This is a genomic window from Streptomyces sp. CA-179760 (genome assembly GCF_050937045.1).
Lineage (GTDB): Bacteria > Actinomycetota > Actinomycetes > Streptomycetales > Streptomycetaceae > Streptomyces.
In genome coordinates this window covers 1,240,547-1,260,811 of record NZ_JBNJLZ010000001.1, presented here as the reverse complement: position 1 = coordinate 1,260,811, position 20,265 = coordinate 1,240,547, and the positions used below count along the sequence as shown (strand labels likewise).

The following is a 20,265-nucleotide window of genomic DNA, read 5'->3' as shown; positions in this document are numbered from 1 at the left end:
CGACGGGGGATCCAGCAAGTGACAGGAAAGACCAGAAGACTTCTCGACGCCGGCACCGTGCTCGGCTGCCCGCACGGCGGGCGCGTCACCCCGGCCACCCCGCCCTCCGGCGGCGTCCGCGTCGCGGGTGCCGCCGTCGCCACGGCCGCGCACTCCTACGTGGTCACCGGCTGCCCGCACACCGTCGACCGGTTGCCCTCGCCGTGCGTCACGGTCCGCTGGACCGCCGACGGCACCGGCATCACGGTCGACGGCGCCCCCGTGCTGCTCGACACCTCCGGGGCCCAGTGCTTCAGCGCGGCCTTCGTCCCGCAGGGGCCGCCCGTCGTCCAGGCCGCGCAGCGAAAGGTCACCGTCCGATGAGTCCCACCAGCCGGGCCTCCGCGCCCCGTTCCGACATCGCGTTCCCCTTCCGCGCCGACCGCCGCGGCCGCACCGCGCACGCCGGCCACGGCGAGCACGTCCACGACCTGATCGAGCAGTTGCTGTTCACCAGCCCCGGCGAACGCGTGATGCGCCCCGACTTCGGCTGCGGACTCCTCGACCTCGTGTTCGCGCCCAACAGTCCCGAGCTCATCAGCACGCTCGAACTCTCCGTGCAGGCCGCGCTGCAGCGCTGGCTCGGCGACCTCATCGAGGTCACGGCCCTCGACATCGTCACCGAGGACCACTCCGTCCGTGTGTATCTGTCGTACGCCGTCCGGGCCACCGGCACCCGGCGCGACGACGTCTTCGAAGGGAGGGCCGCCGCATGACGACCGGCACCACAGCGTCCCGCCGCGCCAAGGTGAGGGCTGCCCAGCTCAACGGTGTCGACACCGTCGAGACAGGCGACGACGGCCTGCTGCTCACCGTCACCTTCCTCGGCAAGGCCCCGCACGGTCTGGGCCCCGAGAACGTCCGCGTCGACGGCGGCCGCCGTATCACCGGCATCACCGCCGTCGACGTCAGCGTCGAACGCGAGGAGGACCCGGAGCTCGACGACCGGCTCTACGTCACCCTCGACCGGGCGGGAGACACCTCCCGCTACCGGCTCTCCCTCGTCGAGACCGACCCCTACGGTCGGCCCGGCACCGAGCCGTACCGCGGCTTCGACCAGCGCTACCACAGCGCCACCTTCTCCTTCCGGCCCGACCGCCCCACCCCCTTCGACTGCGAGGACGAGGACCGGCCTCAGACGGACTTCCCCGCCGCGCCCGTCATCGACTACACGGCCCGCGACTACGACACCATCCGCAAGCTGCTCCTGGACCGGCTCGCGCTCACCACCCCCGACTGGGCCGAGCGCAACCCCGCCGACCTGGGCATGACCCTCGTCGAACTCCTCGCCCACACCGGCGACCAGATCAGCTACCACCAGGACGCGGTCGCCACCGAGGCCTACCTCGACACCGCCCGCCGCCGGGTCTCCGTACGCCGTCACGTCAAGCTCATCGACTACGCGATGCACGACGGCTGCAACGCCCGCGCCTACGTCACCGTCCGGACCGCCGACGACGTCACGCTCGCCCCGGGCACCTTCCGCTTCGCCTCCGTCGACGTTCGCAGCCTCGATCCGCACGACCGTCCCGAACCGGGCACGGTGATCGACGAGGCCGACCTCGGGGACCTCGACGAGCGCGGCTCGGTGGAGGTCTTCGAACCGGTCGTCGCCACCGACCCGCTGGAGCTGCGGGTCGCGCACAACGCCATCCGGCTGTGGACCTGGGGCGGAGAGGTGTGCACCCTGCCGCAGGGCGCCACCGCCGCCACCCTGCGGGACACCTGGGTGGACCCGGAGACCTGCCGCGAGCGCCGGCTGGCCCTCAGGCCGGGCGACGTGCTCGTCCTGGAGGAGGTGAAGGGCCCGCGCACCGGCACCCCCGGCGACGCCGACCCCGCCCACCGCCAGGCCGTCCGGATCACCTCCGTCACACCCGGCCTCGACCGGATCGAGGACCAGCCGGTCCTGGAGATCACCTGGGCCGCCGAGGACGCGCTGCGCTTCCCGCTCTGCCTCACCACCCGCGGCGGACGCGACTGCCTGCCCGTCGAGGACGTCACCCTCGCCCGGGGCAACGTCGTCCTCGCCGACCACGGACGGACGTTGACCGGCCTGCCCGAGACGGTCACCGTGCCGCCCGCGCCCGCCGTGACCGCCCCCTGCGACCCTCCCGCCTTCGGCTGCCACGACACCGAGGAGGGCAACGCCCCCGCACGGCTGATCAACGCCCTCACGGACCGGACCGAGTCGGGCCGGGCCCTCGTACCCGGTGACGTCCGCGAACTCTTCGACGTCGTAGGGGAGGCCGCGACCAACCGCGCCGGACTCGGCCTGGAGAGTGCCGGGCAGCGGCACGAACAGGTCGTCCCCGGCACCGCGTACGCCCAGGCCGCCGCCCTGCGCACCCTGCTCGCCCAGTCCGTCTACCCCGGTATCGCGCCCCGCTTCCGCCCGGTCATCGGCCGTACGCCCGTCACCCAGGCGGTGCCCTTCCCCGACCCCGGCACCGTCGCCGCCGGGCAGGCCGAGCGGATCTCGGCGATCCCGGGCCGGGTACGGCAGCGGCTCGTCGAGCTGTGGCGCAGCGCCCGCGACCGGGACGGACTCGGCCAGGAGGAGATCGCCGAACTCGCCGTGATCTACGGCCTGAACGTGCTGGAGCGGTTCGAACTGCACCGCCACCCGGTCCGGGCCCTGCGTGAACTGCTCTACCGCAGCGACCAGTTGCTCGACACCAAGCTGCGCCGCGTCGAGGTCCTCGCCGCCCGGGCCCGGGCCGGAACCGTCCTCGACGGGCACATCGCCTGGGAGATCGCCCACGCCTGGGGCCCGGTCTACGCGACCGGACTCCACCCCGAGGAGACGGTGCTGCGCGGCTCGGCGACCGCCGCCCTCGCCCAGGACCCGCGCCGGGCGCTGCCCGCCGTACGCCCGCACGACGGGGACCAGACCTGGGTGCCGCGCCGCGACCTGCTGGACAGCGGTCCCCGCGAGCGGCACTTCGTCGGCGAACTGGAGGACGACGGCCGCCTCGCGCTGCGCTTCGGCGACGGCCGGCACGGCGCGAGGCCCACGCCCGGCTCCCGCCTCGAGCTGCGCCACCGGCTCGGCGGCGGCACCGCGGGCAACGTCGGCGCCGAGGCCATCAACCACCTGGTCGTGCAGGGCGACTGCGAGGCGCCGGCAGCCGTGGTGCGCAACCCGCTGCCCGCCACCGGCGGCACCCAGCCGGAACCCGTCGAGCAGGTACGCCAGCTCGCCCCGCTCGACCTGCGCCGCACTCGGCTGCGCGCGGTCACCGCCGACGACTACGCCGCCCTCGCCGGCGCCCTGCCGGGCGTGCAGCGGGCGGCGGCCGAGATCCGCTGGACCGGCAGCGTCCAGGAAGCACACATCGCGATCGACGCGTACGGCACCGCCGACCCCTCGCCGGGCCTGCTCGACTCGGTCGCCCAGGCCCTGGAGACGTACCGGCGCATCGGCCACGACCTCGTGGTGGGGCCCGCCCGCCTGGTGCCGCTCGACATCGCACTGAGCGTCTGCGCCGAGCCGGGGCACCAGCACGGGCAGATCCTGGCCGAGTTGTACCGCGTGCTCGGCAGCGGACGGCTGCCCGGCGGACGGCTCGGCTTCTTCCACCCCGACGCGCTGACCTTCGGCGAACCGGTCCGGCTCAGCCGCCTGGTCGCCGTCGCCGCGGCCGTGCCCGGGGTGGAGAGCGTCGAGGTGACCAGGCTGCGCCGGCTGTCCGAACAGGACCGAGGAGAGAGGGAGGACGGCGTGCTGCGGCTCGGCCCGCTGGAGATCGCCACTTGCGACAACGACCCGGACCGGCCGGAGAACGGCCTGCTGGCGATATCCCTGGGAGGTGCCCGATGACGGACCCGCACCCGGTCCCCGCGACCGACGACTGCGGCTGCGGCTGCGGCGGTGCCTGCCGCGGCGGCCACGACGAGCGCCTCGCGCCGACGCCGCCGCACAACCCGCCCGGCCGCACAGCGCTCGACTACCGCGTCGGCGAGTACGGCTCCTTCCTGGCCGCCCTGCTCGACCGGCTCGCCTCGCCCGCCTACCCGGCGCTGAACCGCCTGACCGTCCGCACCCCGGACGACCCGGCGATCGGCCTGCTCGACGCCACGGCCGTCCTCGGCGACCTGCTCACCTTCCACTCCGAGCGGATCGCCGACGAGGCCTACCTCCGCACCGCCGACGAGCACCGCTCCCTGGTGCTGCTCGGCCGGCTCGTCGGACACCGCCCGCGTCCCGGTGTCGCCGCCGCCACGCATCTGGCGTACACCCTCGAACGCGACCCGCGTGCCGAGGCGCAGAACGTGCTGATCCCGCGTGGGGCGCGCAGCCACAGCGTGCCGGCCTCCGCCGATGAGGCGTCGCTGACGTTCGAGACCGCAAGGGATCTGACGGCCCGCTGGGATTTCAACGAGCTGAAGGTCCGCCGCCGCCGTCCCTCGCTGCTCACCCCGCAGGACCTCGAGAAGCGCTCCGAGCTGTTCGTCGAGGGCACGGGCCTCTCCCTGCAGACCGGCGACCAGTTGCTGTTCGTCTTCGGGGAGGGCGCGGGTGGTGCGCGCAAGCTGCTCCCCGTGGCGAAGACGCGCGTCGACCGGGACGACGAGATCACGGCGATCTCGCTGCCGAAGTCGGCGCCGGCGACGCTGAAGGAACTCGTCGATGAAGTACGGCGCTGGACGGCTCCGCCGGTCCAGCCGGGAGAGCCGGGGGAGGAGCCGCCCACGCCGGAGGTTCCCAACCCGCGGCCGGTCAGCCGGCTGATCGAGGACTTCGAGGACCAGGTCCTCGAACCGCTCCGTAATGACCTGGACGAGGTCAAGACGCCCGAGCGGCTCGCGGCGCGTCTTGCCGAGCCTCTTGCCCGCCTCGGTGAGGCGCAGGTGCTGGCTGCTCCGTATGAGGGTGTGGCGGCCTGGTTCGAGCAGCTGGAAGCGGTGCTTGCCGAACTTGCTGAGCAGGCACTGGAGTTGGCGCCCGCGCAGACGGATACGGACGAGGAGGGTGGGGTGGTGGGCGCGCGGCCGTCTGCTGCGCCGTCGGGGCTGGTCGCGCCCACGCGGCGGAGCCGCACATTGACACGGCCCGCGCCCCTGATGGGCGATTCGCGAGCTGCCGCTCTGGAAGCCCTGGGGGTTGTACTTCCGGCCCTGCGCGCCACCGCCCCCGCACCCCGGGGCACCACCGGCCGGCAGCTCCCCGGCACCGACACCGCCCGCCTCCTCTCCGCCCTCAACCCCGGCCTCGGCAGTCTCTACCCGGCCTGGCGGACGGCCGCCGCCCCCGGTGCCCCGCAGCTTCTGCGCGAGCTGCTCGCCCTGCGCGTCACGGCGGCCCCCTTCGGTGCCACGGCTCCGCTGAAGCCGGTCCAGGACGATCGCGGCCGGGTCATCCGTACCGCCGACTGGCCGCTGACCGGCGCGGTGCTGGCGACCATGCGGGTTGTCTTCGACACGGCGGGCAAGTCCCCGGTGCGGGCCGAGTTCCAGTACGTCGAGGGCAGCAGCTCCGACCAGCGTGCGGAGAACCTGCCCGTCACCCAGCCGGTCACCTTCACGCTCGGCCCCGGTCAGGTCGAGCTGTCCGTGCGCTCCGGCCAGGACCGCGACCTGAGCTGGCTGAACCGCAGGCCCGCCGACTCACAGGAACCCGGCGTCACCGCCCGCCTCCACTCGGGCCTGCCCGAGCGCACGCTCTTCGTGTCCCGGCCCGACGACGAGGGCCTGGTCCACGTCGGCGTCCACAACGGCACGTCCCAGCAGATCGCCCTGCGGCCGGGCGCCAGTGAGCAGTTCACGCACGGCGACCACGAGGTCAGCCTCACGTACACGGTGGGCAGCGCCGAGCCGGGCGTCGAGGTCGTCATCGCCAGCAAGCCGGAGCCCGTCAACCGCCGCACGCTCCAGCTGGACACCGTGCACGAGGGCATCACCGTCGGCAGCTGGGTGGCGATCCAGCGGCCCGCCAAGGGAGCCGAGGGCGGTGTGCCCGGCGATCCGAAGCTGGCGTTCGTCACCACCCAGGTGGTGGCCGCGCGTACCGCCGCTTACAGCAATTACGGCATCACCGGCCGCGGCACCGAACTCACCCTCGCCGACCCCTGGCTGGACGAGTTCGACGTCCTGCTGTCGCACATCCGCGACACCACCGTGCACGCGGCCGGGGAACCCCTGCGTCTCGCCGACGAGCCCCTCGGCGAGGACGTGCACGGCAACGAGATCGAACTCGCCGAGCTGTACGAGGGGTTGCGGCCCGGCCGCACGCTGATGGTGGCGGGTGAGCGCAGCGACATCCCGGGCACGGCCGGAGTGAAGGCCACCGAGGTGGTCACCGTCGCCGCCGCCGACCCGGCGGTCGACCCGCAACTCCCCGGCGACCACGTTCACACGCGGCTCACCCTCACCGCAGACCTCGCCCACCGCTACCGTCGCGAGACGGTCCGCATCCTCGGCAACGTCGTCGAGGCCACCCACGGCGAGAGCCGCGAGGAGGCCATCGGCAGCGGGGACTCGGACCGCGTCAACCAGACCTTCGCGCTCTGGCAGTCCCCGCTGACCTGGCTCGCCGACGACAACCCCCTCGGCGCCACCCCCGTGCTGGAGCTCCGCGTCGACGGCGTGTTGTGGCACGAGGTCGACAGTCTCGCCGGGCGCAGCCCGACCGAGCGGGTCTACATCAGCGGTGCCACGGCCGACGGCCGGACGACCGTGACCTTCGGCGACGGAGTGCACGGCGCCCGGCTGCCCTCCGGTCACGAGAACGTCCGCGCCCGCTACCGCTTCGGCACCGGCAGGGCCGCCAACGTGCCCGCCGACCGCGTCACCCAGCCACTCACCCGGCCCCTGGGCGTCACCGCGGTCACCAACCCGCGCCCGGCCACCGGCGGCGCCGACGCCGACGGCCCCGGCCTGACCCGCCGTACGGTCCCGCTGGCCGTCTCGGCGCTGGACCGGCTGGTGTCCGAGTCCGACTACGAGGACTTCGCCCGCTCCCGCGCCGGCATCGGCCGGGCCTCGGCACGCGAACTCTTCGACGGGCGGCGGCGGGTGCTGCACGTGACGGTGGCGGGCACGGACGATGTGCCCATCGCCCCCGACTCGGACACCCTGCGCGCCCTGCGCGGCGCCCTCACCGAGTACGGCGACCCCAACCTCCCGGTCCGCGTCGACGGCCGGGAACTGGTCCTGCTGCTGATCGCCGCGCAGGTGAAGGTGGCCCCCGACCACGCCTGGCACCACGTCGAGCCGCGCCTGCGGCAGGCCCTGCTGAACCGGCTCGGCTTCGAGGGCCGGGAGCTGGGCCGGCCCGCCCGCCTCTCCGAGGTCCTGGCCACCGCCCACACCGTGCCCGGCGTCGACTACGTGGACGTCGACGTCTTCACCGGCGTGCCCGCTTCCGCCACCCCGGAGGAACTCACCGAACTGCTCACCCGGCCAGGCCCGCCCAAGGCGTCCGTCCCCGCGCACCCGGCGACGTACGACGAGAAGATCCACACGGTCCGCGCCGAGAACGGCGAGACGCTGTCGGAGATCTGCGTGAAGTACGGCGTCCCGCTCGCCGAACTGCTGCGCCTCAACCCTGACATCACCGACACCCGGCGCCTGCCCAAGGGCCGGTCGGTGTACGTCTTCCGCGGCATCCGCCCGGCCCAGCTCGCGCTGCTGTCGCCCCGGGCCGCGGACACCCTGATTCTGACGGAGGTCAAGTGATGTCCCCGGATCCCCAGTTGGAGGCCCCGGCCCCGGTGGTGCCCAGGGAGCCGGACGGGCTCGCCGACCTGCTGCCCCGCTGGCACCGGCTGCGCGACACCGAGGAGGGCGAGCCGCTGCGCGCGCTGCTCGCCGTGATCGCCGAACAGGTCGACCGCGTCCGCGACGGCGTCCAGCAGGGCTACGAGGACCTGTTCGTGGAGACGGCGGCCCCCTGGGTGCTGCCGTACCTCGGCGACCTCGTCGGCTACCGCACCCTGCCCGGCTACGAACGAGTCCTCACCACCGGCCTCCACGACGGCGGCCGGGCCGCTCTCGCCGAGGCCGTGGCGCCGCGCCGGGACGTGGCGGCCACGGTCGCGAGCCGCCGTCGCAAGGGCACCCTGCACCTGCTGGAGGAACTGTCCGAGCAGGTCGCGGCCTGGCCCGCGCGTGCCGTCGAACTGTCCCGGCAGGTGGCCCACACCCAGCCGGTGAAGCTGTACGGCACCGGCACCCACAGGGGCGAGCGCGGCCGGCTGACCGATCTGCGCGACGGAGCCGAACTCGCCCTCGGCGGCGGCCCCTTCGCGAACGCGGCCCGTACGGCCGACGTCCGCCGCGCCGAGTCACGGCACCGGCAGGGCGGCTGGACCCCGGCCGGCGTCGCCCTGTTCGTATGGCGGCTGAAGGCGTACGCGCTGACCCGGACCCCGGCCTACTGCATCGACCGGGCCCGCAACCTCTACACCTTCTCGATCCTCGGCAACGACACCCCGCTGGTCACCAAGCCGTTCCCGGAGCCCTCGCCGACGCTCCCCCACTCTCGACTTCGCTCGAGCGGGGGGACCCCCACCGCCACCGTCGACAACGTGCCGGCGTTCGTCACCCGCCGTCTCCTGCACGACCGGCTGCTCGACTTCTACGGCCCCGGCAAGAGCTTCGTCATCCGGCGCGACGGCGAGGACAACCCGGTTCCGCCCTCGGACATCGTGGTCGCCGACCTGTCGGACTGGCGCTACCGCCCCAAGCGTGGCCAGGTGGCCGTCGACCCCGAACTGGGCCGGATCGCCTTCGGTTCGCGGTCCGCGCCCCGGCAGGGCGTATGGGTGGACTACCACTACGCGTTCGGGGCCGACATGGGCGGCGGCGAGTACGAGCGCGACCGTGAGCCGCGCCCGGACGCGGATTTCTACCGGGTCGGGCCCGGACAGCCCTACCGGCAGATCATGGACGCCTACCGGGCCTGGCAGCACGACCGCCGGGCGGGCCGCACCGGGCCCGACGGCATCATCGAGATCACGCACAGCGGCGCCTACCAGGAGCAGCTGGACTTCGACCTCGACCCGGGCGACCGGCTCGAGGTGCGGGCGGCGGAGGGCACACGCCCCGTGATCCGCCTGCTCGACTGGTACAGCAACCGCCCGGACGCGCTCAACATCCGCGCGGTGTCGGATGACTGCGGCCCGCACGAGCGTCCGCGCGTCGTCCTCGACGGGCTGCTGGTCGCCGGACGAGGCATCAACGTGACCGGCGCGATGGGCGCCGTCGTCGTACGGCACAGCACGCTCGTGCCCGGCTGGTCCCTGGAGCCGGAGTGCGATCCGCACTCGCCCGAGGAGCCGAGCATCGTCCTGGACCGCACCACCGGGTGCCTCCAGATCGAGCACAGCATCCTCGGCACCATCGAGGTCATCGGCGACGAGGTGGGCGAGGACCCCCTCGACATCCACATCCGGGACAGCGTCCTCGACGCCACCGCCGACGACCGCGAGGCCCTGTCCGCCCCGGACTGCCGCCACGCCCACGCCGTGCTGCACCTGCACCGCACCACCGTCATCGGCGAGATCCACACGCACGCGGTGAAGATCGCCGAGAACAGCGTCTTCACGGGCCGGCTCCACGTGGCCCGGCGCGGCATCGGCTGCGTGCGCTACTCCCGCGTCCCCACCGGCTCGCGCACCCCGCGCCGCCACCGCTGCACGGACATCAAGCCGTCGTTCACGTCCCAGCGCTACGGCACGCCCTGGTACGGGCTGCTCGCCGATCGGTGTCCCGAGGAGATCCGGCGGGGGGCGGACGACGGCGCCGAGATGGGCGCCTTCCACGACCTGTACCGGCCGCAGCGCGAGGACGGCCTGCGGGCCCGGCTCGCCGAGTACACGCCGGCCGGCACCGACGCCGGGATCTTCTTCGTGACGTGAGCCGCACCGCCACCGGCTGAGCCGCATCGCCACCGGCTGGCCGTACCGCCACCGACTTCGTGAACCCGCACTTCTGAACCCGAGGGGACACCCTTCATGCACGCAGACCTCTCCCGCTCCACGTTCCGCCCGGAGCGGCACTACTCGGCGGTCGTCGCCCAGCAGGGCCGCGTCCAGCTCGACGCCGATCTCAACGAGCAGACCGCCATCCAGCTCCACCAGGCCCGCAGTCTCGCCGCCGACCTGATCGGACCGCACGGCGGACCGCGCGACGCCGCCGGCTTCCGCATCGAGTACGTGGGAGGCAAGCACGAGATCGACACCCTCGTCGTCCACGGCGGCCGCTACTACGTCGACGGCATCCTGTGCGACGCCGACCGCCCCGCGGCCGGGGTGCCCGTCACCGACGAGGAGAGCGAGGAGTCCGCGCCGGAGCCGCCCGCGCAGTGGACCTACTGGGACCAGCCCGACGCCTTCCGCGACCCGGAGAAGCCCGGCGACCGGCTGCCCTCGCCCGCCCAGACGCCGTTCCTCGTCTACCTGAACGTGTGGGAGCGCTCGGTCAACGCGGCCGAGGACCCCGCGCTGCGCGAGGTCGCCCTCGGGTCGGCCATGCCCGACACCGCCGCCCGCCTCAAGGTCGTCTGGCAGGTACTGCCGCTCTCCCTCACTCAGCTGGAGATCGAGGAGACCGACCCGTCCAAGGAGGTCGTCCGGGCCGCCTTCACCCGCTGGGCGCAGCGCCAGTCGGCGCCCTCGGCCCGGCTGGCCGCCCGCAGCGAGCGGCCCGGCCACGCCGACGAGGACCCGTGCCTGGTCAAGCCGGACGCCCGTTACCGTGGCCCGGAGAACCAGCTGTACCGGGTGGAGGTCCACGCGGGCGGCGAGGCGAAGGACGCCACCTTCAAGTGGTCCCGGGAGAACGGCTCCGTCGTCTTCCCCGTCGACGAACTCGACGGCACCTGGGTGCAGTTGGCATCCCTCGGTCATGACGACAAGCTGGACCTGGACGTCGGCGACCACGTGGAGTTCACGGACACCGCCTACGCCTCCCGCCTGGAGCCCCTGCCGTTGCTGCGTGTCGAGGAACTGGACCTGCCCGGCCGCCGGGTCCGCCTCTCGGCCGAACCCGACCCGGGTGTCGGACGGCTGGCGCATCTGAACCCGTACCTGCGCCGCTGGGACCACCGGGGCGGCCCGAAGCGCAAGGGCCGCAGCACCGATCTGCGCGGCGGCGCGATCCCCGTCACGGAGGGGGAGTGGCTGCCCCTCGAGGACGGCGTCGAGGTGTACTTCGCCAAGGGCGGCGCCTACCGCACCGGCGACCACTGGATCGTGCCCGCCCGCACCGCCACCGGCGGCGTCGAGTGGCCGGTCGATCCGGCCCGCCGCCCGCTGCTCCGGGGACCGGCCGGCATCGCCCGGCACTTCGCCCCGCTGGCCCTGATCAAGGGCGAGGGCAGCGCGGTCGATCTGCGCCTGGCGTTCGGCCCGCTGGCGAGCAGCATGCCGGCCGCCGACGAGGCGACGCTCGCCGCCGAAGAACAGGCCCGCCGCGAGGAGCTGGCCGCCGAGGACCCTTCACAGGGGAGGTCCCAGACCACAGCGGAGGCGGAAGCCTCCGTCGAAGGAGAGAACTGATGGCCAAGCCGCTCAGCGCGTCGAAGCTGGTGGAGATCCTGCGGGCCGAGGGCGTGACCGTCCACGAGGTCCGCAGCTGGCGCACCCACAACCGCAACAGCAAGGGCCCCTGGGGCCCGGTGAACGGCGTGATGATCCACCACACCGTCACCTCCGGCACCGCCTCCTCCGTCGACATCTGCTACGACGGCTACTCGAGCCTGCCCGGACCGCTGTGCCACGGCGTCATCGACAAGAAGGGCCATGTGCACCTGGTCGGCAACGGCCGGGCCAACCACGCCGGTCTCGGCGACAGCGATGTCCTGCGCGCCGTGATCAACGAGTCGAAGCTGCCGGGCGATAACGAGGCCGACACCGACGGCAACCGGCACTTCTACGGCTTCGAGTGCATCAACCTCGGCAACGGCAAGGACCCTTGGCCCGAGGCGCAGAAGGAGGCCATCGAGAAGGTGTCGGCGGCGATCTGCCGCCACCACGGCTGGTCCGAGCGCTCCGTCATCGGTCACAAGGAGTGGCAGCCGGGCAAGGTGGACCCGCGCGGCTTCACCATGGACGGCATGCGCAAGCGCATATCGGACCGGCTGAAGGGCGCCGGGGGCGGCACCAAGCCGGACCCGGACCCCAAGCCCGCGCCCAAGCCGTCCTACGAGCCGTTCCCGGGCGCAGCGTTCTTCCACGTCGGACAGCGCTCCCCGATCATCACGGCGATGGGCCGCCGCCTGGTCGCCGAGGGCTGCAGCCGCTACGAGGAGGGGCCCAGCCCCGACTGGTCCGAGGCCGACCGCCGGTCCTACGCGCTCTGGCAGCAGAAGCAGGGCTTCTCCGGACGGGACGCCGACGGCATCCCCGGGAAGCACACCTGGGATCGGCTGAAGGTGCCCCGGTCCGGGAAGTGAGCGCGTGCGCCCCTCCCGGCGGAGGGGCGCACGGGTGTCACCAGCGGGGGAGCAGCCGCTCGTACTCCGGCTGGAACCGTTGCATGTAGCCGGTGTCGTCCCGGCTGCGCATCCCGGACTCCACGTACCGCCGGTGCAGCCGGTCGAGCTGGTCGTGGTCGAGTTCCACACCGAGACCAGGACCTGTGGGCACCTTGACCTCCCCGTCGCGCAGCTCCAGCACACCCGGCACGATGACGTCGTCCGCCGAGTTCCACGGGTAGTGCGTGTCGCAGGAGTGGTCGAGGTTGGGGATGGCCGCGCCGACATGGGTCATCGCGGCGAGGCTGATGCCCAGGTGCGAGTTGGAGTGCATCGACAGGGCGAGCCCGAAAGCCTCGCAGACGGCGGCCAGTTCACGAGTGCGGCGCAGTCCGCCCCAGTAGTGGTGGTCGGTGAGCAGGACCTGGATCGAGTCCTGCTCGACGGCCGGCTTCAGATGCTCCCAGGCGATCACACACATGTTGGTCGCGAGCGGCATGGGGGAGTCCTTCGCGACCTCCGCCATGCCGGGGATGCCCAAGGCCGGGTCCTCCAAGTACTCCAGCACACCGTCCAGTTCACGGGAGACGTACTTGGACGTCTCGACCGTCCAGGCCCCGTTCGGGTCCAGCCGCAGCGGCTGCCCGGGGAAGGCCTCCGCCAGCGCCCGGATCGCGGCGATCTCCTCGTCGGGCGGGAACACCCCGCCCTTGAGTTTGAACGACTTGAAGCCGTAGCGCTCCTGCATCAGCCGGGCCTGCTCGACGATCCCGGCCGGGTCGAGGGCCTCGCCCCAGTCGTCGGTGATGGCCGGGCGGCCGTCCAGCGCGGGGTGCTCGGCCCACTTGTAGAACAGGTACGCGGCGAACGGCACCGCGTCGCGGACCCGGCCGCCCAGCAGGTCGCTGACCGGGCGGTCGAGCAGCTTGCCCTGTGCGTCGAGGCAGGCCACCTCGATCGCCGAGGTGGTCCAGCCGCGCTCGTGGGAGCTGGGCACGGTCGGCAGCAGGGCCGCGTCGATCGCGGCGGCCAGGGCCGTGGTGTCGAAGACGTCCAAGCCGACGATCGTCTGCGCGGCGATGTGCAGCCGCTCCAGGCGGGCCGTGCCGCCCGGGGACTCCCCGAGGCCCACCGTGCCGTCCTCCAGCACCAGTTGGAGGATGATCCGCAGGGCGAGCGGCTCGTGCACACCGTTGGAGTTGAGCAGCGGCGGGTCGCCGAAGGCGATCGGGGTGATGATCAGTTCCCGGATGCGCGTCGCGCTCATGCGGCGGCCACCTTCAGTCCGTGGTCGAGGAGTTCGGAGAGCCGGGCGAGGTGCTCCGGTGCCGGATCGAGCAGCGGGGCCCGTACGCCGCCGACGTCCAGGCCGCGCAGCGTCACCCCGGCCTTGACGAGCGACACGGCGTAACCGGGAACCTCGTCGCGCAGGGCGACCAGCGGACCGTAGAACTCGTCGAGGAGTCGGTTGACCAGGGCGTCGTCGTCCTCGGCGAGGGCCCGGTGGAAGGCCAGGGCGATCTCCGGGGCGAAAGCGAACACCGCCGAGGAGTACAGGTCGACGCCGACGCCCTTGTAGGCGGGCGCGGTCATCTCGGCGGTGGGCAGGCCGTTGAAGAACTGGAAGTCCTCCGTGCCCGGCACGGCACGCACCGCGCGGACGATGCGGTGCATCCGCTCGATGTCCCCGATCCCGTCCTTGAGTCCGACGACCCCGGGCAGGGCGGCGATCTCGGCTGCCGTCTCCGCGGTCAGCCGTGCGGTGCCGCGCTGGTAGAAGACGACGGGCAGCCCGGTCGCGGACGTGACCTCCTCCACATACCGCACGAGACCCTGCTGCGGGGCGCTGACCAGGTAGGGCGGCAGCAGCAGGATGCCGTCGGCACCGGCCCGTTCGACGCGGGTGGCATGATCCCGGGCGACCGGGGTCGGGCCGCCGGCCGCCGCGAGGACCGGGACGCGTCCGGCGGTGGTCTCGACGGCGACCCGGGTGGCGCGTTCGATCTCCTCCGCCGACAGCGCGTGGAACTCGCCGGTGCCGCAGGCGACGAACACACCTCCCGCCCCTGCGGCGACACCCGACTCGATGTGCTGGGCAAGCCGTTCCTCGTCCAGTGAACCGTCCGCCGCGAACGGCGTGACCGGGAAGAACAGCACTCCGTGGAACTTCATGTCTCCCTCAAACGTGGGGGTGAGTGGTCAGCCCTTCGTGGCCCCGGCGGCGATGCCGGTGACCAGCGAGCGCTGGAGGAGCAGATAGACGAGCAGGCTGGGTATCAGGGCGATGACCGCACCGGCCAGCACCACCCCGGAGCCGACCTCGGGGTCGGTGCGCAGGATGGACAGGGCGACGGTGACCGTGTAGTCGGTGGGGTCCTTGGCGGCGATCAGGGGCAGCAGGTACTGGTCCCAGATCATGATGAAGCCGAGCACCCCGGCCACGCCGAGCGCGGGCTTGCACAGCGGCAGGATGACCTGCCACAGCATCCGCAGCTCGCCCACGCCGTCGATACGGGCGGCCTCCTCGATCTCGGTGGGTATGTCCTTCATGAACTCGGTGAGCACCATCACCGAGAAGCCCCAGGCGCCGAGCGGCAGGATCACACCCCAGACGGTGCCCTTCAGGTCGATGCCGACCACGGGCACATGCCCGAGTACCAGGGACAGCGGGATGGCGATGACCTCCTCGGGGAGCATCATCGTCAGCATGAACAGGGTCAGGATCAGGGCCTGCCCACGGAACTTGTGCCGGGCCAGCGCGTACGCGGCGAGCGTACAGACGACGAGCTGGAGCAGCAGTCCGCCGCCGGCGATGACCAGGGAGTTGCCGAAGTAGTCCCAGATGCCGCGCTCGCCCGCCACCTTGAAGTTCAGCAGGGTCGGGTGGTGCGGGAGGAACGACAGGGTCGAACCACTGGCTTTCTCACTGAAGGAACCGGAGAAGATCGTCAGGAACGGCGCCGCGAAGACGCCCAGGGCGAGCAGGCAGAGCAGCACGCGCAGCGCCCAGGCGGGGCCCGGCCGGTCGTTCCAGCCGAGGGCGGTGTCGAAGCGGGCGGGGGTGGTGCGCTGTTTCCCGGCGGACTTGCGCGCGGGAGAGGAGGTCACCGGTGTCCGGACGGGGTCGATGGCGGGAGCGCTCATCTCACGTCTCCCCTCTTGCGGAGGTAGTTGACCGTGACGGTGAGCAGCAGCGTCACGCAGAGCAGAACCACGGAGGCGGCCGAGGCGCCGCCGATGTCGTTACGGGTGAAGCCGAGGGTGTAGGCGCGGGTCATCCACACATCGGTGGACCCGGCCGGGCCGCCGCCGGTGAGGACGTACACCTCGGTGAAGACGCGCAGCCCGCGGATGGCGGCGAGGGTGAGGACGATGCCGAGGGCGGGCCGGATCGCGGGCAGCGTGATGTGCCGCAGCCGCTGCCACAGCGAGACACCGTCCATCGCGGCGGCCTCGTACAACGAGCGGTCCACGCCCGCCAGTCCGGCGAGGATGATCACCATGTTGTACGGGGCGAGCATCCAGATGCCCATGACCATCGTCGCCCACAGCGCCGTGTCGGGGTTGTCCAGGTAGGGCACGGGCCCCAGACCGAAGAGTCCGAGACCGCTGTTGATGAGGCCGTCGGAGGTCGGGTAGTACATCAGCCGCCACAGTTCGCCGACCACCGCGGTCGCGGTGACGACGGGCAGGAACACGGCGGTACGGATGAACTTCAGCGAGCGGGCCTGACCTTCCAGCAACAACGCCAGTGCGGAGCCGACGACTATGCCGCCGAGCGACATCCCGACGCCGAGGAGCAGGGTGTGGCCGATGGCGTCCTGGAAGCGGTGGTCGGTCAGGACCCGGGTGTAGTTGTCGAGGCCGACCCACTGGTCACCGAGGAAGGGCCGCACGTCGAAGAAGCTCAGCCAGACGCCCTTGCCCATGGGCAGGAACTTGAAGACGAGGGCGAGCAGCAGGCCCGGGGCGAGGAACAGCCAGGGCAGTACGGTCTTCTTGCCGATGATCCGGGCTCTGCGCGGCCCGGGTGTCGTCACGGTCGCGGTCATTTCAACAGGTCCTGGTCCTTGAGGTCACCGGCGAGGGTGTCGTTGAGTTCCTTCAGGCCGGAGCGGACGTCGCTGCCGCAGTACGTGAAGATCGCGTTGAGCGCGTCGGCGGTGTCCTGCTTGATCGGGGCGAAGTTCGGCGCGTTGGGGAACTGCACGGAGGCCGTCTCGTACGCCTTCTGCACCACGCTCCAGCGGGGGTCCTTGCGCACCTTCGCCGCGTCGAGCGTGGAGTTGACGGGGATACGCACCACGGGTTGGTGCTCGCCTGTCATGGCGAGCTCCTGGCCCTCGGGGGAGACCAGGAACGCGGCGAGCGTCTGTTCCTGCTTCGCCTTGCCGGTCTTGGCGCCGAAGTAGACGTTCTCGCCGTCGGCCAGCACGTTGTTGTTCCCGGCCGGGCCCGTGGGCGCGGGCAGGACCTCGTACTTGTCCTTGCCGAGCGCCTGGTCGAACGTGGAGATGTTGTACGGGCCGGTGAGGTACATCCCGGCGTTGCCGTCCTGGAAGTTGGTGGTGTTCGCGGTGACGGAGGTCAGGGCGCTGGGCTGGATGACACCGCTGTCGCCGCAGAAGAGGTTCTTCTTCATCCAGGTGACGGTGCGCAGGGCCGCCGCCGAGTCCATGGCGGGCCGGTAGCCCGTGCCCTCCTTCTGGAGGATCTGCACGCCGCCCTGCCACAGCCAGCTGGAGCCCCACCAGGCGGCATAGCCGTTCTGGGCGCTGCCGGGCACGACCATGCCGTACGTGTCCTTCCTGCCGTCCCCGTCGGGATCGCGGGTGGCGAAGGCCTTGGCGAGGGCGAGGGTGTCCTGCCAGGTCTTCGGCTGCGGAAGGCCGAGCTTCTCCCGCCAGTCCTTGCGGACGAACAGCGTCATGGCCTGACGGGAGTACGGGATGCCGTAGTGCCTGCCGTCGCGGCCCACGGTGGAAGACCAGGACTTGGCGGTGATCTCGTCATGTCCGGAGATCGAGTCCGGGGTGATCGGCTTGAGCAGGCCCTGGGCCTGGTAGCTGCCCATCAGGGCCGTGTCGTTGATCATGACGTCCGGCAGGTCCTTGGTGGACGCGCGGCTCTGGAGCTGCTGGTCGAAGTTCATGACCGGCTGGTAGTCGATCTTGATGCCGGTCTTCTTGGTGAAGGCGGCGAAGACCCTCTGGTAGGTCTGGGCGGACTCCGGATCGCTCCGGGTCCACACCTCCAGCGTGTTCGGATCGCCGGCACGGGAGCTGCCGGAACCGGAGCCGCAGGCGGCCGTTCCGAACAGGAGCCCCGAGACGGCGAGCGCGGCAGCCAGGCGGCGGAGCCGCATGTCGATGCAGCGTCGGCGATCCCGCATGGGTGGTTCTCCGTTCATATTCGTGAACTCACTTCACGAATCTAAATGATCGGCCAAGCTACGGATCGTTTCATCGGCATGTCAATACATGGCCGAAAGATTTCACCGAGGCCATACTCGCGGCCGTACGGTGCGGGATCTTCGGCCGGAGAACGACGAAGGCCCCGACCGGATGATCCGGTCGGGGCCTTCGGGGCAGGGGGCGTCAGGCCTGGCGTTCCGCCTGCTCGGCGTTCTTCTTCTTGATGCGGGCCGTCTCCTTGCGGACCTCCGCCTGGGTGGCGCGCTCCCGCTCCAGCCACTCAGGACCTTCCTGCCTCAGTGTCTCGATCTGCTCGGTGGTCAGGGGCTCGGTGACCCCGGCGCGGGCGAGCCCCGCGATGGAGACCCCGAGCTTCGCCGCGACCACCGGGCGGGGGTGCGGGCCGTTGTGCCGCAGGTCCTGCAGCCACTGCGGCGGGTTTGCCTGGAGCTCGTTGAGCTCGGCGCGCGAGACGACACCCTCCTGGAACTCGGCGGGTGTGGCCTCGAGGTACACACCCAGCTTCTTCGCCGCGGTGGCGGGCTTCATCGTCTGGGTGCTCTGGTGCGACGTCATGGCATCAAGCGTATCGAGCGTGTGCACGACCCCTGACCACGCCCGGTAGCCTGGCCCGGTGACAGGCTCGGATGTTTCTCTCTCGTTCCGGCTCGTATACGTCCCCGGGGTGATGCCCGACAAGTGGGTGCGTATCTGGAACGAGCGGCAGCCCGACGTCCCGCTGGCTCTGACGCAGGTGGCCGCCGGGGCGGTGGCCGAGCGGCTGCTGGGCGGGGACGCCGACGCGGGCCTCGTCCGGCTGCCCGTGGACCGGACGGTCTTCAGCGCGATCCCCCTCTACACCGAGCAGACGGTCGTCGTGGTGCCCAAGGACCACCTGGTCACGGCGGTCGACGAGGTGTCCCCGGAGGACCTCGCCGACGACATCGTGCTGCACCCCCTCGACGACGTCCTCGAATGGGAGAGCCTCCCCGGACGGCCCGCCTTCGAACGCCCCGCCACCACGGCCGACGCGATCGAACTGGTCGCTGCCGGGATCGGCGTCCTCGTCGTGCCCCTGTCGCTCGCCCGTCTCCACCACCGCAAGGACCTCACGCACCGCCCCCTCAAGGACGCCCCCGAGTCGAGCGTGGCACTGGCCTGGCCCCACGACGCGACGACGGACCAGGTCGAGGACTTCATCGGCATCGTCCGGGGCCGCACGGTCAACAGCACGCGGGGCCGCAAGCAGCCGGACGAGTCCGCGGCGTCCGACCGGGGCGGCGCCCGGCGTAAACCGGTGTCCGGGAAGCCGGCGGCGGGGAAGCCGGCGGCGGGGAAGCCGGCGGCCGGGCGGTCCGCGGGCGCGAAGCGCACCGGCAAGGGCGGCCGTGGCGCCCCCAAGGGCGACGGGCGCGGCAAGCCCCGCCGCCGTTCCTAGTCGGTTCCGGGGCCCGCCGCAGTGCGCGAGGCCCTCGCGAACCGTTCCGACTCAGCCGGCCGACGGGGACGGCTGAGGCGCCCCGTAGGACGGGTTGGGGGCGACCGTCTGCAGATCCTTCAGGTTCTCCGGGACCTCCAGCACACGGACCGGCGCACCCTGCTGCGGCGGCGGCGGTGTCGTCTGCTCCTGGGGCAGCTTGGGCGGGGCGGTGATCTGGAAGCTGACCTGCTCGTGGTTGATCAGACCGGTCTTCTCCAGGACCGAGATGTGGTCGAGCACGGTGTCGTTGGTCGTGTCGGCGAGCTCCCGGACCATGCTGTTCCGGGTGGTCGCCCGGATCTTGGCGATCGTCGGGAAGATGCCCCCGTGCGCGATGCGCATGAGGGTCACGGCCGTGGACTCGAACTCCCTGCCGGTGCTGCCCTCCGCCGTCGCCACGAAGTTCTGCTGCTGCGGCGACGCCTCGTTCGGCAGGGTGATGCCCAGGTCCGTGGAGACCTTGCGGCAGCCCGCGTCGAGCCGGCCGTGCCCCACGAGCAGATGCTCCGCGACCTCGATCATCGCCGGCGACTTGCTCCGCTCCAAGATCATTTGCCCCAGCGGCTGCTCCCACAGCCCGGCCGCGCGCACCTTTACCACGAAGTCGCGGTCCGCCTCGGTCAGCGGGCCCCACTGAGTGTTGGCGATGATGCGGTCCTGGCCGGAAGCCGCGTTCTCCACACCCAGCATGCTGGGGTAGGCGAGCGCGGTGAGCGTCAGGATCATCGCACCGCCCACGAACGCGGTTCCTGCCGTGCTGCGCGAGATGCGCATCGTGCCTCCTGGGGTATGAACGGCCCAACACCGAGAAGTACGGATGCCGGACGCGAAACAATCACCCCTGCCGCAAAAAAGTTCCGGATGTGACGGAGCCCGGTGCCGGAACCGCACAGCACCGGGCCCACCCGAAC

15 protein-coding genes are annotated in these 20,265 nt (G+C 71.9%); 8 read left to right on the top strand and 7 right to left on the bottom strand.

The annotated features are described in order from the left end of the window. Positions 1-18 precede the first annotated feature (18 nt). From ACQEV8_RS05500 to ACQEV8_RS05470, 7 genes are all read left to right on the top strand, one after another. Complete coding sequence (locus tag ACQEV8_RS05500; protein ID WP_432957831.1) at positions 19-363, top strand: hypothetical protein; 345 nt, start codon at positions 19-21, stop codon at positions 361-363. Continuing rightward, a complete protein-coding gene (locus tag ACQEV8_RS05495; RefSeq protein ID WP_432957829.1) occupies positions 360-755 on the top strand; it encodes a GPW/gp25 family protein in 396 nt (131 codons plus the stop codon). The genes ACQEV8_RS05500 and ACQEV8_RS05495 overlap by 4 nt, the downstream gene beginning before the upstream one ends. Next, complete coding sequence (locus tag ACQEV8_RS05490) at positions 752-3,862, top strand: putative baseplate assembly protein (RefSeq protein WP_432957827.1); 3,111 nt, start codon at positions 752-754, stop codon at positions 3,860-3,862. The genes ACQEV8_RS05495 and ACQEV8_RS05490 overlap by 4 nt, the downstream gene beginning before the upstream one ends. Then, positions 3,859-7,719 carry a putative baseplate assembly protein gene (locus ACQEV8_RS05485; protein ID WP_432957825.1) on the top strand — a complete coding sequence of 1,287 codons (3,861 nt, stop codon included), beginning with the start codon at positions 3,859-3,861 and terminating at the stop codon, positions 7,717-7,719. Before ACQEV8_RS05490 ends, ACQEV8_RS05485 begins: the two co-directional genes overlap by 4 nt. Further along, the gene (locus tag ACQEV8_RS05480) at positions 7,719-9,902 is read left to right on the top strand and encodes a hypothetical protein (protein ID WP_432957823.1); all 2,184 of its coding nucleotides are present in this window, start codon (positions 7,719-7,721) and stop codon (positions 9,900-9,902) included. Before ACQEV8_RS05485 ends, ACQEV8_RS05480 begins: the two co-directional genes overlap by 1 nt. 96 nt (positions 9,903-9,998) lie before the next feature. Continuing rightward, entirely contained in the window at positions 9,999-11,543 is a 1,545-nt protein-coding gene (locus ACQEV8_RS05475) for a DUF6519 domain-containing protein (RefSeq protein WP_432957821.1), read from the top strand. Beyond that, positions 11,543-12,439: a peptidoglycan-binding protein gene (locus ACQEV8_RS05470; protein ID WP_432957819.1), complete on the top strand. Its 897-nt coding sequence runs from the start codon at positions 11,543-11,545 to the stop codon at positions 12,437-12,439. Before ACQEV8_RS05475 ends, ACQEV8_RS05470 begins: the two co-directional genes overlap by 1 nt. A 37-nt stretch (positions 12,440-12,476) precedes the next feature. Here ACQEV8_RS05470 and ACQEV8_RS05465 read toward each other — a convergent pair whose 3' ends face one another. From ACQEV8_RS05465 to ACQEV8_RS05440, 6 genes are all read right to left on the bottom strand, one after another. Then, positions 12,477-13,727 carry a glucarate dehydratase family protein gene (locus ACQEV8_RS05465; protein WP_432957817.1) on the bottom strand — a complete coding sequence of 417 codons (1,251 nt, stop codon included), beginning with the start codon at positions 13,725-13,727 and terminating at the stop codon, positions 12,477-12,479. After that, positions 13,724-14,632 (bottom strand): 5-dehydro-4-deoxyglucarate dehydratase, encoded by a 909-nt coding sequence (locus tag ACQEV8_RS05460; RefSeq protein WP_432957815.1) that lies wholly within the window; start codon positions 14,630-14,632, stop codon positions 13,724-13,726. Before ACQEV8_RS05460 ends, ACQEV8_RS05465 begins: the two co-directional genes overlap by 4 nt. A 27-nt stretch (positions 14,633-14,659) precedes the next feature. Further along, complete coding sequence (locus ACQEV8_RS05455) at positions 14,660-15,604, bottom strand: carbohydrate ABC transporter permease (RefSeq protein WP_432957813.1); 945 nt, start codon at positions 15,602-15,604, stop codon at positions 14,660-14,662. Next, complete coding sequence (locus tag ACQEV8_RS05450) at positions 15,601-16,512, bottom strand: carbohydrate ABC transporter permease (RefSeq protein ID WP_432957811.1); 912 nt, start codon at positions 16,510-16,512, stop codon at positions 15,601-15,603. Before ACQEV8_RS05450 ends, ACQEV8_RS05455 begins: the two co-directional genes overlap by 4 nt. Continuing rightward, positions 16,509-17,852, bottom strand: coding sequence for an ABC transporter substrate-binding protein (locus tag ACQEV8_RS05445; protein WP_432957809.1), 1,344 nt, complete (start codon positions 17,850-17,852; stop codon positions 16,509-16,511). Before ACQEV8_RS05445 ends, ACQEV8_RS05450 begins: the two co-directional genes overlap by 4 nt. A gap of 205 nt (positions 17,853-18,057) precedes the next feature. After that, positions 18,058-18,450 (bottom strand): DUF5997 family protein, encoded by a 393-nt coding sequence (locus ACQEV8_RS05440; protein WP_432957807.1) that lies wholly within the window; start codon positions 18,448-18,450, stop codon positions 18,058-18,060. A 58-nt stretch (positions 18,451-18,508) separates the two neighbouring features. Here ACQEV8_RS05440 and ACQEV8_RS05435 point away from each other — a divergent pair, with 58 nt between their 5' ends. Further along, entirely contained in the window at positions 18,509-19,312 is an 804-nt protein-coding gene (locus ACQEV8_RS05435; RefSeq protein WP_432957805.1) for a LysR family transcriptional regulator substrate-binding protein, read from the top strand. Between the two features lie 51 nt (positions 19,313-19,363). On the opposite strand, the gene ACQEV8_RS05430 is transcribed toward ACQEV8_RS05435, so the two are convergent. Beyond that, on the bottom strand, positions 19,364-20,128 hold the full coding sequence (locus ACQEV8_RS05430; protein WP_432957803.1) for a DUF4142 domain-containing protein: 765 nt from the start codon (positions 20,126-20,128) through the stop codon (positions 19,364-19,366). Between the last annotated feature and the right edge of the window lie 137 nt (positions 20,129-20,265).

Excerpts from the sequence above, each read along its gene's own strand:
- ACQEV8_RS05495 (WP_432957829.1), top strand. The coding sequence starts at position 360 with ATGAGTCCCACCAGCCGGGCCTCCGCGCCCCGTTCCGACATCGCGTTC.
- ACQEV8_RS05490 (WP_432957827.1), top strand. The coding sequence starts at position 752 with ATGACGACCGGCACCACAGCGTCCCGCCGCGCCAAGGTGAGGGCTGCC.
- ACQEV8_RS05485 (WP_432957825.1), top strand. The coding sequence starts at position 3,859 with ATGACGGACCCGCACCCGGTCCCCGCGACCGACGACTGCGGCTGCGGC.
- ACQEV8_RS05480 (WP_432957823.1), top strand. The coding sequence starts at position 7,719 with ATGTCCCCGGATCCCCAGTTGGAGGCCCCGGCCCCGGTGGTGCCCAGG.
- ACQEV8_RS05475 (WP_432957821.1), top strand. The coding sequence starts at position 9,999 with ATGCACGCAGACCTCTCCCGCTCCACGTTCCGCCCGGAGCGGCACTAC.
- ACQEV8_RS05470 (WP_432957819.1), top strand. The coding sequence starts at position 11,543 with ATGGCCAAGCCGCTCAGCGCGTCGAAGCTGGTGGAGATCCTGCGGGCC.
- ACQEV8_RS05465 (WP_432957817.1), bottom strand. The coding sequence starts at position 13,727 with ATGAGCGCGACGCGCATCCGGGAACTGATCATCACCCCGATCGCCTTC.
- ACQEV8_RS05460 (WP_432957815.1), bottom strand. The coding sequence starts at position 14,632 with ATGAAGTTCCACGGAGTGCTGTTCTTCCCGGTCACGCCGTTCGCGGCG.
- ACQEV8_RS05455 (WP_432957813.1), bottom strand. The coding sequence starts at position 15,604 with ATGAGCGCTCCCGCCATCGACCCCGTCCGGACACCGGTGACCTCCTCT.
- ACQEV8_RS05450 (WP_432957811.1), bottom strand. The coding sequence starts at position 16,512 with ATGACCGCGACCGTGACGACACCCGGGCCGCGCAGAGCCCGGATCATC.
- ACQEV8_RS05445 (WP_432957809.1), bottom strand. The coding sequence starts at position 17,852 with ATGCGGGATCGCCGACGCTGCATCGACATGCGGCTCCGCCGCCTGGCT.
- ACQEV8_RS05440 (WP_432957807.1), bottom strand. The coding sequence starts at position 18,450 with ATGACGTCGCACCAGAGCACCCAGACGATGAAGCCCGCCACCGCGGCG.
- ACQEV8_RS05430 (WP_432957803.1), bottom strand. The coding sequence starts at position 20,128 with ATGCGCATCTCGCGCAGCACGGCAGGAACCGCGTTCGTGGGCGGTGCG.